The sequence below is a fragment of the Streptomyces microflavus genome (assembly GCF_014650075.1).
Classification (GTDB): Bacteria; Actinomycetota; Actinomycetes; order Streptomycetales; family Streptomycetaceae; genus Streptomyces; species Streptomyces microflavus.
The window spans coordinates 116,127-130,078 of sequence record NZ_BMUG01000009.1; the positions used below are offsets into that span (position 1 = coordinate 116,127).

Below are 13,952 nucleotides of genomic sequence, written 5' to 3' on the forward strand. Positions count from 1 at the left end.
CGCCCCTCCGGCCGCCTTCGCATCCGCGAGGCACCGGAGGTGGGGTTCACTCTCAACTCCCCTTCTGCCCAAGCCTTTTGACTGCCCGACTGGCAGGTTCCGGACAGCCTGCGGCTTCACTCCGCGGCCGCGCCACCCGCACAACCGGGAACTCTTGCACATAGTTGTCATGCGCTTGACACTCTCGCGCCTCGCGCAACAGGCTCGGAACCCCCAGCGGAGCAAGCTCGACGACGAAGAGGTGCACTCTCATGCGATCACGCCCCATCGGATTCCTGCTCGCGACACTCGCGGGCGCGGTTCTCGCCCTCGGCGGCACCTCCGCCGCATCCGCGTCCCCGTCCACGGCCCCCGCGTCCACGGCGTCCGGGGACGTCGGAACGGCCGACGCCTGCTACACCTGGGGCGGCACTCTCCGCGAGGGCTCCAGCGGCGAGGCCGTACGCCAGCTCCAGATCCGCGTCGCGGGCTACCCGGGCACCGGAAACCAGATCGCCATCGACGGCGCGTTCGGCCCGGCCACCAGGGCGGCGGTGACCCGCTTCCAGTCGGCGTACGGGCTGGCCGCCGATGGCATCGCGGGCCCCGCGACCTTCAACAAGATCTACCAGCTGCAGGACAACGACTGCACCCCGGTCAACTTCACCTACGCCGAGCTGAACCGCTGCAACTCCGACTGGTCCGGCGGCAAGGTCAGCGCCGCCACCGCGCGCGCCAACGCCCTGGTGACCATGTGGAAGCTCCAGGCCATGCGGCACGCCATGGGTGACCGGCCCATCACCGTCAACGGCGGCTTCCGCAGCGTGTCCTGCAACAGCGCGGTCGGCGGGGCCGCCAACAGCCGCCACATGTACGGGCACGCGGCGGACCTCGGCGCCGGGCCCCAGGGCTTCTGCGGCCTCGCCCAGGCGGCGCGCAACCACGGCTTCACCGAGATCCTCGGCCCGGGCTACCCCGGCCACAACGACCACACCCACGTCGCCGGGGGCAGCGGCCGCTTCTGGTCCGCGCCCAGCTGCGGCATCTGACACCCGGCGGGGCGGGGGCCGGCTCGACCGGGATCAGCCGGTACCGGCCTCCAGCAGCAACTCCGCCAGTTCACCCGGCACGGTGACCATGCAGTCGTGACCGCTGCGCACCTCCCGTACCCGCGACGGAGCCCCGTGGGGCTGCGCCGCGGGTACGGGCCTGCGCGTGACGCCCTCCGGCTCGCTGCCCACGCAGTGGATGTACGTACGGGGGATCGCGGCCGCCGCCGGATCGTCCAGGCGGACCGGCTGCCGGAAGCAGCGCGCCGACTCGTCGATGAGCATCGTGCGCAGCCAGGCCTTGTCCGCCGGGTCGGTGACCCCGAACAGGCCCTGGGGCTCCGGCCCTTCCGGCAGGGGAGGGATGCGCCAGGGGGCCTCGGAGCCTGCCGCGAGGTCGAGCAGGTGCTGGGTGTGGGGCATGACGTCGAGGACGCTCTCACCGTCGGCCGGGACCATCGCGTCGACGAAGACCAGACCGGTGACCCGCTCCGGGAGCCGGTCGGCGACGGCGGCTATGACCATCCCGGCGTAGCTGTGGCCGACCAGCACCACGTCGGTGAGGTCCTCCTCGACGAGAAGACCGACGACATCGGCGATGTGCGTGTCGAGCCCCACGTCCGGGCCGAGCAGGTGCGCCTTCTCGCCGTGGCCGGTGAGCGAGGGGGCGGACACCCGGTGCCCGGCCCGGGTCAGGAAGGGCGCCACCCGGTCCCAGACGCGGCCGTCGTGCCAGGCGCCGTGGACAAGGACATAGGTCTTCTCGCGCTGCGTACTCAGCGGCGCATTGCGTGATGCGTTCCGTGGCGTGCTCATGAGAAAGACGCTACGGAGCCGATAGGTACCTCTTGGTACCGTTCAGCCCATGCGCGACCCTGCGGGAACCGTCTTCCTCGCGGACTGCCCCGCCCGGCTGGCCATCGAGATCATCACCACCAAGTGGGCAGCCGTCGTCCTGTTCGCGCTCAGTCGCGGACCGTGCCGGCACGGCGAACTCGTCGACCACGTCGGCGGTATCTCCCGCAAGGTGCTGACCCAGACCCTCCGCAAGCTCCAGGGCTACGGCCTGGTCGAGCGCCGCGCGTACGCCGAAGCGCCGCCCCGGGTCGAGTACCGCCTCACCGAGCTCGGCACGACCCTGGTCGAGCCCATCGCCGTACTGACGGAGTGGGCCCGGACGCACGGCGAGGCCATCGTGAGCTTCCAGGAGGAGGAGACGGCGGAAGACGGCCCGGAGCGGCTCACCGGGTGAAGGAGCGCTCCCAGCAAGCCTCATGAGGGTGCGTCAGCTACGCGCAACTCATTGACAGCCGGATGCACCCCTGCCACCGTCTCGACTGACGGCGGCAGTTCCCGGACCCGGCCCCCAAGGGTCCCAGGGTCCACCGCGCACACCTCCCCCACCCCGCGCCTCCCTCCCCCACAGCTCGGCCGCCGTCAAGTGGGAGCGCTCCCAGAGAAGGGCCGCACTCGTGAGAAGACTCCTTCGTACGCTCGCCGCCTCGGCGTTCGCCTGCCTGCTCCTCCCCCTCAGCGCCGGGCCGGGCAACGCCACCACCACCCCGGCCGCCGCCGCCCTGGCCGACCCGATCGGCATGACCAGCGGCTTCTACACCGACCCCCACTCCAATCCCGCCGCCTGGGCCGCCGCGAACCCCGGCGACGGGCGCGCCGCCGCCATCCGCGACAACATCGCGTCCCGCCCCATGGCCCGGTGGTTCGGCGCCTGGAGCGGGGACATCGGGGCCTCGGTCGGCTCGTACGTCGGGGCCGCGGACGCCGCCGACAAGCTGCCCGTGCTGATCGCGTACAACATCCCCGGCCGCGACGCCTGCGGCGGGCACTCCGGCGGTGGCGCGGGCACCCCGGCCGCGTACCGGACGTGGATCTCCGCCTTCGCCTCCGCCATCGGCTCCCGGCCCGCACTGGTGGTGATCGAGCCCGATTCGCTGGGCGACTTCAGCTGCCTGGACCAGGCCCGGATCGACGAGCGCAACGCCATGCTCCGGGGCGCCCTCGCCGAGTTCCGCAACCGCGCCCCCAACACCTGGACCTACCTGGACGCCGGGAACCCGGCCTGGATCAGCGCGTCCACCATGGCCCAGCACCTCGAAGGCGCCGGCGCCCGCGAGGCGCACGGCTTCTCGCTGAACATCTCGAACTACTTCACCACCGGCGAGAACACCTCCTACGGCAACGCCATCAGCTCGGCGCTGTCCGCGTCCTACGGCTACACGAAGCCGTACGTCATCGACACCAGCCGCAACGGCAACGGCTCCAACGGCGAGTGGTGCAACCCCGGCGGGCGCCGGATCGGGGCCGTCAGCCAGACGGGCGGCGGGGCCGAGATGCTGCTGTGGCTGAAGACCCCCGGGGAGTCCGACGGCAACTGCGGGGTCGGCGGCGGATCGGCGGCCGGGCAGTTCCTCCCGGAGGTCGCGTACAAGATGATCTTCGGGTACTGAGGGCGGGTCGTCGGCCGCTCGACGCAGGAACCCTTGATACCTCGCACCGGCCCGGGAACCGGCGGGACCTGACGTCCGCCGGTTCCCGGGCCCTCGCATGTGCAGGCCCGGCGCGGGACCGGGTCCCGGTCGCCGCCACGGGACCGCGCTCACGCGCGTTCGGCCCGCCCGCACGCCGGCGCGACCGCGCCCAAGCACGCGCCACGACGGTAGAGTTGCAGGTGAACCGGAGGTGCCGCGCGGAGAAAATTCTGCTTTCGCGCGAGTGCGTACCGTCTGCGCCACGCAGACCGAACTGCGTACGGAAGCAGACCCCCGGGAGCCTCACGTGTCGGTTGCAGCGGACCAGCTGAAACAGCTTGACCCTCAGTCGTGGGCCGACGGCCTGGTTGCCCATCTCTACGTCCAGGGGCCTCCGGTGATCCCGGACCTGCGGCGGTGGGTCGACATCCGTGTGAACACGCACTTCAACGGCGGTCTCGGCAGGTTCAGGGGGGTTCAGTCGTTCGTCCGCGGCCTGGAGCAGGAGGCCGAGAAGAAGCGCGCGGCGATTCTGGAGGCCCCCGGCCCCATCACCCTTGAGCTGGAGGACCTCACCACGCTCCTGGCGGCGCGGATGGTCAACGAGGCCGACTGCCCGCCCCTGCCGGAACCCCCGGACTTCCCGGAGGAACGGACCCCGGACCAGATCCGTGAGGCCCTCCCCGGCGGCTTCCAGTACATCGAGCGCAAGCTCAGGGCCGAACAGCGTACGTACTTCCATCTGGAGTGCGTCAGCGGAGTGCGCCGCGAGCTCACCGCCAGCCTCATGGGCGTGCCCACGACGACGGTCGCCACCCACGCCTACGAGGTCTGGAACGGGATGGAGCACCACGGTGTCGACCGCGTGTCGATGGCGTGGTTCGTGAACAACCGCCTCGGGGCCCGCGCGCCGAAGGCGTACAAGAAGGGGGACACGAAGCAGACGGCGGGCGCCGCGGCGCCCGCCCCGCCCCCCGCACGCAAGCCACCGAGAACGAGGAGGAATCCCCGTGCGAAGGAATGAACGATGACGCAGACCCTGACACGCAGCGCTGCCGACGACAAGGAGGACATCTTCATGAGTCAGCTCAGGACGCGTGAATCGCTTGCCGGTTCCCCCCTCCGGCAGGACACGCCGGTCGGGCTTCCCTTGACCCGGGAGACCCGCCAGGCCAATAGGCAAGAAACCCGCCGCAGGCTCGCGAAGGCGCCCGGCGTCGTCGTCTCCGCGGGTGCGGTGACGTGCAGTCTGGCGACGACCGTGTCGCTGATGGCGGCCTGGGGGGTGAAGGAGGCCGCGCTCTTCCAGATCGGCACCATGCTCACCGCCGTTTACGTGGCCGTGAACGATATCCGTAGGTCGGTCGTGGGCGGGGAGGCGTGGCGCAGCCGCCACGTGATCATTTCCTGGCTGGTGCGACGGCACCCGCTCGACTGACAAGGGCGGGACCGCCCAGCGTTCTCCAGGATCGCGAGCCCATGGATCACGCTGAGCAGCCACCAACAGCCACTCCCCAGAGCTGCTTGACACGACACAGGACAAGGAAGAGCCGATGCCGCTAGTTTCCCCGCAGAAGGCGCAGCACAGTACGGATGCTCATTCTTCGATGTATTCCGGCAATTTCTGTGCGCCTTCCTGGCTGAAGACAGCCATGCGGCTCGTACACGCGTACTGCCGCCTCCGTCTGCTTTCGATACGCCAGCCCGACTGGGGCCCCCGGACGTGACATGACCGCGGCCCCAGGCTTGGCGAAGCCCGGGGCCGCAGCTGTGACGTGCGCCGTGGAAACGGTGCACGGAGAACCTTTAGACGCTCGTCGGGTGCATCTGTCCAGGACCCGCCCGACGGGCATCCTCCCTAGTTCTCGGTTAGGACACCGCAATGATGCCCTGTTCGTACTCTTTCCCGTGGCCGAACGCTGAATATGTCTGGCGAAGCAGCCCCCTTCAGGCCAGCGCCGCCGCTGATGCCGGTTTCGCCGGCTCGTTCACCTGGGCGGCGCTCGTGACCGCGATCGGCATCGTGCTCACCGCCGTCCTCGCCTTCGTCCACCGGTGGTTCGACAAGCGGGCGAAGCTGCTGGAGCAGGACGGCGCAGTCGTCGTCAGGCTCTCCGCCGAGGTGAATAGGCTCGCCAAGAAGACGGCCACCGAGGACGACCTCGGGGAGATCAAGGAACTCCTCAGCCTCCTCAAGCAGGCCGAGCGCCGCTTCCCGAGGATTCCGTTCGGCACAATCGTCGCGACCGTGGAGGTGTACGAGAAGGCCGTCATCAGTGAGGAGTGCGCCAAGGCGCTCAAGCGTGTCCTGGCCAACAGGAAGTTCGTGGACGAGGCGCTGAAGCTCTCCCGCGAGCAGGGCGTACGGCTCGCCGCCGTCCGCGCCGCGATCGAAACCGTCCAGCGGATCATCGACCGCAAGCTCAGGCGGTGACGACCGGAAGAGGCCGAGAAAAAGGCGCGAGAGAAAAGTCGCGAAACAATGCGGGCAACCACGTCGAGAACCCGCACCCGGCTCCGTCCCCGTAGTGAAAGCGACCACGAAGCGGCCCCACAGGTCGCCCGCACCGAGGAGAATCCCATGGCCAAGTACCTGATGCTCAAGCACTACCGAGGCGCTCCCGAGGCAGTCAACGACGTCCCCATGGACCGCTGGACCCCGGAAGAGGTCTCGGCGCACATCCAGTACATGAACGACTTCGCCGCCCGGCTGGAGAAGAGCGGGGAGTTCGTCGACGGGCAGGCGCTCGCGCCCGAGGGCGCGTGGGTCCGGTACGACGGGGAAGGGCGTCCGCCGGTCACCGACGGGCCGTTCGCCGAGACCAAGGACCTGATCGCCGGGTGGATGATCATCGACGTGGATTCGTACGAACGGGCCGTCGAGCTGGCCGGTGAGCTGTCGGCCGCCCCCGGGGCGGGCGGAAAGCCGATCCACGAGTGGCTGGAGCTGCGGCCGTTCCTGACCGCGCCGCCCACCATCTCGGAGTGACCCACCGATGGACGAGCTGCTGCTCCGGAGCATCGTTCCGGGCGTGCTCGGGGTCCTCGTCCGCCGCGGAGCCGACTTCGCGGCGGCCGAGGACGCCGTACAGGACGCGCTGATCGAAGCGGTCCGCGTCTGGCCCGCCGATCCGCCCCGCGACCCGAAGGCGTGGCTGGTCACCGTGGCCTGGCGGCGGTTCCTCGACGCGACGCGCGCCGAAACCGCCCGGCGGCGGCGTGAGGACCTCGTGGAGGAGGAGCCCACGCCCGGGCCCGCTCCCGGAACCGACGACACGCTCCAGCTCTACTTCCTCTGCGCCCACCCCTCCCTGACGCCCTCGTCCGCCGTCGCGCTCACCCTGCGGGCCGTCGGCGGGCTGACCACCCGCCAGATCGCCCAGGCCTACCTGGTGCCCGAGGCGACCATGGCGCAGCGGATCAGCCGGGCCAAGCGCACGGTGTCCGGCGTGCGGTTCGACCGGCCCGGCGATGTCTCCACCGTGCTGCGCGTCCTCTACCTGGTCTTCAACGAGGGGTACTCCGGCGACCTCGACCTCTCCGCCGAGGCCATCCGGCTCACCCGCCGGCTCGCGGCCGCCATCGACCACCCCGAGGTGGCGGGGCTGCTCGCCCTCATGCTGCTCCACCACGCCCGGCGCGCGGCCCGGACCGCGCCCGACGGCAGCCTGGTGCCGCTCGCCGAGCAGGACCGGGGGCAGTGGGACACCGCCTCGATCGCCGAGGGGGTCCGGATCCTTCAGTCGGCGCTCGCCCGCGACCGGCTGGGCGAGTACCAGGCCCAGGCCGCCGTCGCCGCGCTGCACGCGGACGCGCCGACCGCCGCGGAGACCGACTGGGTGCAGATCGCCGAGTGGTACGACGAGCTCGTGGGGCTGACCGGCAGTCCGGTCGTCCGGCTCAACCGGGCGGTGGCCGTCGGTGAGGCGGACGGGCCGCGCGCCGGGCTCGCGGCCCTCGCGGAGCTGGACGACACGCTGCCCCGGTACGCGGCGGTGGCCGCGTACCTCCACGAACGCGACGGCGACCCGGGGACGGCGGCGAAGCTGTACGCCGAAGCCGCGCGCAAGGCGCAGAACGTTGCCGAGCGCGACCATCTGACCCGGCAAGCGGCACGCCTCAACTCCCGTAAGGAGTAAGGGCTCAGGGGTTCCTCGCCCCGTCCGTCACCCGCTCCAGCCGGTAGAGGTCCGCCACGCACCCGCCGGGCCAGTAGCGGGCGCCTCCCTGGCTGAACGGCTCCAGCATGCCGCTGATGACGAGCCGTTCGTACGGCATCACCCGCTCACCGTCCGCCGCCCCCTGCCGCAGCCGCCGGTCCTGGGCGTCCCACTTCTCCGCCCGGGCCCGCATGGTGCCGTCCAGGTTGAGCAGCGAGACGGCCGGGCCGAAGCAGACCAGCACGCAGAGCGCGGCGCACACGGCCTTCACCGGGGCGGTACGGCGTACGTGCTGCCGCGCGGCGAGGCCCAGGAGCGCCCCGGCCGCGACGAGGAGGACCACGTACAGCAGGAGGTAGTCGTTCCAGAGCCGGTTGGCGCTCGGGTCGCTCACCCGGTCCCGGAACACCGGGTACGCGATCACCGTGCACAGGTAGCCCGAGACGAGCAGCGTGAGCAGGGCGGTCCAGGCCAGGAGGGGCCAGTGGGCCGGCGGGCGGGGGGTGCGGCCGTCGCGCCGGTCGCAGAGCAGGCCGAGGAGTACGCCGACCGCGACCGCGCCGACGTACTGCCAGGTCGTGACCACCGTGACGGTGATCTCCGCGAACCCTCGCAGCGAGGCGGCGAGCGAGTCGGGGGCGAGGAGGGACGTGGTCTGTGCCCCGAACCGCTCCCGGCGGTGGAGGGAGCCGGGTGAGGTGATGAGGACGAGGCCGCCCGCCACCGTCCCGGCGATGCCCGCCGCGCACCACAGGCGGACGAACCCCCGGGCGGGGGCGGGGACCACCCGGCCGCTCAGGAGCAGCGTGGCCAGCAGCACCATCACCACCACGATCGCCGTCTCCTCCGAGAGGGTGGCGAGGAAGACGCCCGCGAGCAGGACGGTGGCGAGGGCGGTCCCCCGGCCCCGGCGGGTACGGGCGAGCAGCAGCGGGACCAGGGCGGCGCAGGCCAGGACCGGCGGCAGGGTGTGGGAGACCGAGGCGGCGGGCCAGTAGAACGTCTTGTACGTGTTCGGCGTGACGAACAGGAAGAGCGCCGTCATCATCGCCGCGACCAGGATCGGCAGCCCGCGCGGCACCGTGATGCCGCCCCGGCGCAGCGCCAGCACGGTCACCGCCCAGAGCACCGCCAGCACCAGAACCCCGCTGACCAGGGGGAACCACTGGTGTCCGGCGACTTGGAACTTCGCGTAGGCGCCGACCAGCAGGGCGTTGGCCACGCGTCCGTTGTCGTCGAAGTAGAACTTGCCCACCAGGCCCGTGACGCCGGTGTCCCGTACGGCGGGGAGGAAGCACCAGTCGTCGGCACCGGGCCGCACCCACCGGCCGAACCAGGACGCGGCGGCGAGCAGGGCGAGGGGCGGGAGTGCGAGGGCGCTCACCCAGAGCGCGGTCGTCGGCCGTGCGCCCGGTTCCCGCGCGTCCCGTGGGACCTGGGCCCCGGGCGTCGGCTCGTCCGGCACGGCGGTTTCCGGCGGGCTCCCGGACATCAGGCCTCTCACCGGTCCTCGGAGGAGCGCACGGAGGGCTGGGGCGTGGGGTGGGTGGTCGTCCTCGGTGCGAAGGACCTGTCCGCCGCCGCGCGCCCGGGGAGCGGCTGGGCGGGACGCTCCGGTACGGAGACCTCGGGGGCTTCGGCGGCTCCGGCGGCTCCGGTGACGTCGGTGGCCTCGGAAGCTTCGGTGGCCTGGGCCCGGCGGCCCGACATGATCGCCCACCGGGCCAGCAGGAACGAGAGCGGTGTGACGATGATCCCGGCCGCCAGCGCGGCGAGGTTCTTGTCCATCCCGAGACCACTGACCGCGCCGTAGAGCAGTGCTCCGGACGCCACCAGGTTGGCCAGGCTGGAGACCGGGTAGCGCACGAACCCGTGCCAGGTCGGCTTCGTCCGGCAGGTGACGTAGGAGTTGAGGAGGAACGAGCAGACGATGCTGACCGCGTAGCCCAGCACATGGGCCACGAGGTAGGGGATCCAGCGGTTCAGCGAGGCGTAGACCCCCAGGTAGACGGCGGTGTTGACGCAGCCGACGAGGACGAAGCTGCCGAACTGACGCACCGTGCGGGAGCGGCTGGAAGGGTTGGGCAGGGCGGGCTCGTACGGCTCCACGACGACCGGCGGGGTCGCCGGCAGGTGACGCTCCGGCAGGGTCCGGCAGGTCGCGTCGGTCTCCCGCACCACATAGGGCGGGCGGTGTTTCGTCTCGTGGTAGATGCGGCCCACGTACTCCCCGATGACGCCGAGCGTGACGAGCTGGATCCCGCTCAGCGCGACGACCGCGGTGAGGAGGGTCGCGTAACCCGGGGTCTCCGCGCCGTGCAGCACGACGGTGATCACCGTCCACAGCGCGTACGCCAGGGCCGAGACGAAGACCCAGAAACCGGTGTAGATGGCGAGGCGGAGGGGGCGGTTGTTGAAGGAGAGGAGCCCGTCGATGCCGTAGTTCAGCAGGCGTCTGCTCCCCCACTTCGACCGGCCGGCCACGCGCTCGCTGTTGCGGTAGCGGAAGCTGACCGTGTCGAAGCCGATCCAGGAGAAGATCCCCTTGGAGAAGCGGTTGCTCTCGGGGAGCGAGAGGACGCTCTCCACGGCCCGCCGGGACAGCAGCCGGAAGTCGCCCGAGCCGTCGATCAGCTCGACGTCCATGCACCGCCGCACCAGGGCGTAGTACGTGTGGCTGAGCGTGGAGCGCACCATGCCCTCGCCCACCCGGTCGCGGCGCGGGATGACCTGGTCGTAGCCGTGCCGGTGCAGCTCCAGCATGCGGGGGATCAGCTCGGGCGGGTGCTGGAGGTCGGCGTCCATGATGACCACCGCCGCACCGCGTGACATGCGCAGACCGGCGAGCATGGCGGCCTCCTTGCCGAAGTTGCGGCTGAAGGCGGTGTAACGGACGCGCTCGTCGCGCAGGGCGAGGGTGCTGAGGAGTTCCCGGGTGGCATCGCCGCTGCCGTCGTCCACGTAGCAGACCTCGAAGCGGGTGCCGGTGGATTCGAGGACGGTGAGCAGGACGGTGTGGAAGGTGTCGAGCACCTCGGCCTCGTCGAAACACGGCACGACGACGGAGAGCTGAAGGCCGTTCATGGGAATCCTCCGGACTTCGGCGGCCGGTCACCTGCAATACGGGGACAACAGGTCCCGTTCTGATCGCTTTTCTCTACATTTGCCCATCCGGTGGGAGAGGCCCGGCCTTCCCCCTCCGGACGCGCGGTCCGCCGCGCCCTTTCATCCGAACAGCGCAGACCCCCCGGGGCGGCCGCCGGGGGCTGCCGGAGCCGCCGGGACTCCGGGTCGCGGGCTCCGACAGGCGGACATAGCCTCGCAAACGTGACGCCATCCGTGGACCGTATCCGGAGCTCCGCGCCCGGCAGGGCCCTGCTCACCGGCCTGCTCGCGACGCTCTTCGCCGGGTACTGGCTGGCCCTGCCCGGCGCGGCGGACGCCCGCGCCGAGGACCCGGTGGAGCTCTCCCGGGACGGCCAGATCACCGACCGGGTCGGGGCGCTGGGGGACCGTACGGACGCGGTGGAGGACGCCCTCGACCGGCTCTACGCGGAACAGCGCCTCCAGCTCTTCGTCGTGTACGTACGCGATTTCTCCGGGCGGTCCGGGCAGACCTGGAGCGACGAGACAGCCAACCGCAACGGGCTGGGCCAGGACGACGTGCTGCTCTCCGTCGCCACCCACGACCGGCAGTACGCCTACTCCGTGGACGCGGGCTCCGAGCTCACCGACGGGCAGCTGAGCGAGGTGGCGTCCACCGCGATCGAGCCCGCGCTGCGCGAGAACGACTGGGCCGGTGCGGCGATCGGCGCTGCGGACGGTTACGCCGCCGTCCTGGCCGGGCGTCCCGTGACCGCCCCCGCCATCACCCCGGGCCCCGCCGACCCCGGTACGGGCGCCTCCGGCCCCTCCTCCGGTGCGGGCGACTTCATCCTGCCGGTGGTCGTCGTCGGGGGCGCGGGGGCGCTCGCCGCGTTCGCGTACACCCGGCGCAAGCGGCGCTCCGCGACCCGCACGACCCCGGCCGCGACCGGCTGGGGGCGCGGTGCGGAGGGGGAGGACGCACCGGTCCCCCTGGAGGAGCTGGACGCGCGGGCGAAGCAGGTGCTGGTGGACACCGATGACGCGGTCCGCACCAGCGAGGAGGAACTCGGCTTCGCGACCGCCCAGTTCGGCGACGAGGCGGCGAAGCCCTTCACGGAGGCCGTCGCACGGGCGAAGGACGAGCTGACGCAGTCGTTCCGGTTGCGCCAGCAGCTCGACGACGCCTTCCCCGAGGACGACGCGACCCGCCGCCGGATGCTGGAGGAGATCCTCACCCGGTGCGCGGCCGCCGACGAGGGGCTCGACGCCGTCTCGGAGGACTTCGACCGGCTGCGCGCCCTGGAACGCAACGCTCCGGAAGCCCTGGCCGCCGTCGAGACCACGTACGCCACGCTCACCGGGCGCGTCTCGGCGGCCGAGGCGACGGTCGCGGGGATGCGCGAGCGGTACGGGGACGGGGCCGCCGCCCCCGTCGCGGGCGATGTCGAGCAGGCGAAGGACCGGCTCGCCTTCGCCGCCTCCGCCCTGGACCAGGCCCGCCCGGCGGTCGACGCCAACGACCACGCGCGGGCCGCCGTCTACATCCGGGCCACCGAGGGCGCGGTCGGCCAGGCGGGCACCCTCATCGACTCGGTGGACCGGCGCTCGGCCGAGCTGGCCGAGGCGGCCGGGAAGCTGCCCGCGGCCCTCACCGAGACGGAGACCGACCTCGCCGACGCGGGCGGACTCCTCGAAGGCACCGCGGCCGCCACCTCCACCGCCGACCTGCGGGGCCGGATCGCCCGCGCCGAGGCCGTACTCACCGACGTACGGGAGGCGATGGCGGCGGGTCCGTACGACCCGGTCGACGCGCTGCGCCGGGTGGAGGAGGCCGATGCGGCCCTGGACGAGGCGCTCGCCGGGGCCCGGGAGCAGGAGCAAGGCGGCCGGCGGGCCCGCTCGCTCCTCGACCAGGCGATGCTCACCGCCCGCTCCGCGATCGGGGCGGCGGCCGACTACATCACCACCAACCGGGGCGCGGTCGGCGCGCAGGCCCGCACCCGCCTCGCGGAGGCCCAGCGCCGCTGGGAGCGGGCCGGGCAGCTGGCCGACGGCGACGCGCAGGGCGCCCTGGCCGAGGCGCAGCAGGCGGACGCGCTGGCCCGGCAGGCGCTGGGCCTGGCCGAGCAGGACGTACGCGGCTTCCAGGGCCCGCAAGGACCGGGAGGCTTCGGCGGTCCCGGCGGTTCGCGGGGCGGGGGCGGCATGGGCGGGGCGGTGCTCGGCGGGATCATCCTCGGCGGGCTGTTCGGCGGCGGGCTCGTCCGGGGCGGCATGGGCGGCGGCTCCGGCGAGCCGGTCGGGGGCGGACGCGGCCGGTCCGGGGGGTTCGGCGGCGGGCCGGGCAGTTTCGGCGGGGGCGGCACACGGGGGCGCCGGGGCGGTGGCGGCCGCTTCTGAACGCCCGGCGCACACCACACCACTCAGCTGTTCCCGACACCTCAGCTGTTCCCGACATCCAAGGAGCCGTGCCATGACCAAGCAGACCATCCTCGGCCGCGTCACCCAGCTGGCGAAGGCCAACATCAACGCCCTGCTGGACCAGGCGGAGGATCCGCAGAAGATGCTGGACCAGCTGATCCGCGACTACACCAGCAACATCGCGGAGGCCGAGCAGGCAGTCGCCGCGACCATCGGCAACCTGCGGCTGATGGAGCAGGACCACAAGGAGGACGTGGAGGCGGCGGCCGAGTGGGGCTCCAAGGCGCTGGCGGCCAGCCGGAAGGCCGACGAGCTGCGCGGGGCGGGGTCGGTGGCGGAGGCGGACAAGTTCGACAACCTGGCCAAGGTGGCGCTCGGCCGTCAGCTCCAGTCCGAGCAGGAGGCGAGGACGGCCATGCCGACGATCGCCTCGCAGAGCGAAGTGGTGGACAAGCTCAAGACGGGGCTCGACCAGATGAAGGTCAAACTCTCCGAGCTGAAGGCCAAGCGGGACGAGCTGGTGGCGCGCGCCAAGTCCGCGCAGGCGCAGAACCAGATGATGGACGCCGTGAAGAGCATCGACGTCCTGGACCCGACGAGCGAACTGAGCCGCTTCGAGGACAAGGTGCGGCGCGAGGAGGCCCGGGCGCTGGGCAAGCAGGAGCTCGCCGCCTCCTCGCTGGACGCGCAGTTCGAGCAGCTGGACAGCCTGGGAGCCAGTGCGGAGGTGGAGGCCCGGCTGGCGGCCCTGAAGACGGGAGCCTCGTAGC

The 13,952-nt window shown here is 72.0% G+C and carries 13 protein-coding genes; 10 read left to right on the plus strand and 3 right to left on the minus strand.

Translation table 11 applies throughout. From position 1 onward, the window contains the following. Window positions 1-251 precede the first annotated feature (251 nt). Window positions 252-1,028, plus strand: coding sequence for a D-Ala-D-Ala carboxypeptidase family metallohydrolase (locus tag IE264_RS25680; RefSeq protein ID WP_032757766.1), 777 nt, complete (start codon window positions 252-254; stop codon window positions 1,026-1,028). A 33-nt stretch (window positions 1,029-1,061) separates the two neighbouring features. On the opposite strand, the gene IE264_RS25685 is transcribed toward IE264_RS25680, so the two are convergent. Next, entirely contained in the window at window positions 1,062-1,844 is a 783-nt protein-coding gene (locus IE264_RS25685) for an alpha/beta hydrolase (RefSeq protein WP_051821855.1), read from the minus strand. A 49-nt stretch (window positions 1,845-1,893) separates the two neighbouring features. On the opposite strand from IE264_RS25685, the gene IE264_RS25690 reads away from it, so the two are divergent. The 7 genes from IE264_RS25690 (at window position 1,894) to IE264_RS25720 (ending at window position 7,653) form a co-directional block, all read left to right on the plus strand. Then, window positions 1,894-2,280, plus strand: a complete 387-nt coding sequence (locus IE264_RS25690; protein WP_032757765.1) for a winged helix-turn-helix transcriptional regulator — start codon at window positions 1,894-1,896, stop codon at window positions 2,278-2,280. 220 nt (window positions 2,281-2,500) lie between these two features. Further along, on the plus strand, window positions 2,501-3,493 hold the full coding sequence (locus IE264_RS25695) for a glycoside hydrolase family 6 protein (protein ID WP_032757764.1): 993 nt from the start codon (window positions 2,501-2,503) through the stop codon (window positions 3,491-3,493). A gap of 328 nt (window positions 3,494-3,821) precedes the next feature. Then, complete coding sequence (locus IE264_RS25700; protein ID WP_158706534.1) at window positions 3,822-4,538, plus strand: hypothetical protein; 717 nt, start codon at window positions 3,822-3,824, stop codon at window positions 4,536-4,538. Between the two features lie 3 nt (window positions 4,539-4,541). Then, window positions 4,542-4,952 (plus strand): hypothetical protein, encoded by a 411-nt coding sequence (locus IE264_RS25705; protein ID WP_032757760.1) that lies wholly within the window; start codon window positions 4,542-4,544, stop codon window positions 4,950-4,952. A 567-nt stretch (window positions 4,953-5,519) separates the two neighbouring features. Further along, complete coding sequence (locus IE264_RS25710) at window positions 5,520-5,948, plus strand: hypothetical protein (RefSeq protein ID WP_158706533.1); 429 nt, start codon at window positions 5,520-5,522, stop codon at window positions 5,946-5,948. A gap of 147 nt (window positions 5,949-6,095) precedes the next feature. Continuing rightward, on the plus strand, window positions 6,096-6,503 hold the full coding sequence (locus tag IE264_RS25715) for a YciI family protein (protein WP_015611093.1): 408 nt from the start codon (window positions 6,096-6,098) through the stop codon (window positions 6,501-6,503). 7 nt (window positions 6,504-6,510) lie between these two features. Next, a complete protein-coding gene (locus tag IE264_RS25720; protein ID WP_032757758.1) occupies window positions 6,511-7,653 on the plus strand; it encodes an RNA polymerase sigma factor in 1,143 nt (380 codons plus the stop codon). A 4-nt stretch (window positions 7,654-7,657) separates the two neighbouring features. Here the strand turns inward: IE264_RS25720 and IE264_RS25725 are convergent, their stop codons facing one another. Continuing rightward, the gene (locus tag IE264_RS25725; protein ID WP_032757757.1) at window positions 7,658-9,166 is read right to left on the minus strand and encodes a DUF6056 family protein; all 1,509 of its coding nucleotides are present in this window, start codon (window positions 9,164-9,166) and stop codon (window positions 7,658-7,660) included. A gap of 8 nt (window positions 9,167-9,174) precedes the next feature. Next, window positions 9,175-10,758, minus strand: coding sequence for a glycosyltransferase (locus tag IE264_RS25730; RefSeq protein WP_032757755.1), 1,584 nt, complete (start codon window positions 10,756-10,758; stop codon window positions 9,175-9,177). A gap of 255 nt (window positions 10,759-11,013) precedes the next feature. Here IE264_RS25730 and IE264_RS25735 point away from each other — a divergent pair, with 255 nt between their 5' ends. Both IE264_RS25735 and IE264_RS25740 read left to right on the plus strand, forming a co-directional pair. Beyond that, the gene (locus IE264_RS25735; RefSeq protein ID WP_190167714.1) at window positions 11,014-13,161 is read left to right on the plus strand and encodes a TPM domain-containing protein; all 2,148 of its coding nucleotides are present in this window, start codon (window positions 11,014-11,016) and stop codon (window positions 13,159-13,161) included. Window positions 13,162-13,234: 73 nt separating this feature from the next. Continuing rightward, a complete protein-coding gene (locus IE264_RS25740; RefSeq protein ID WP_032757754.1) occupies window positions 13,235-13,951 on the plus strand; it encodes a PspA/IM30 family protein in 717 nt (238 codons plus the stop codon). The last annotated feature ends 1 nt before the right edge of the window (window position 13,952 follow it).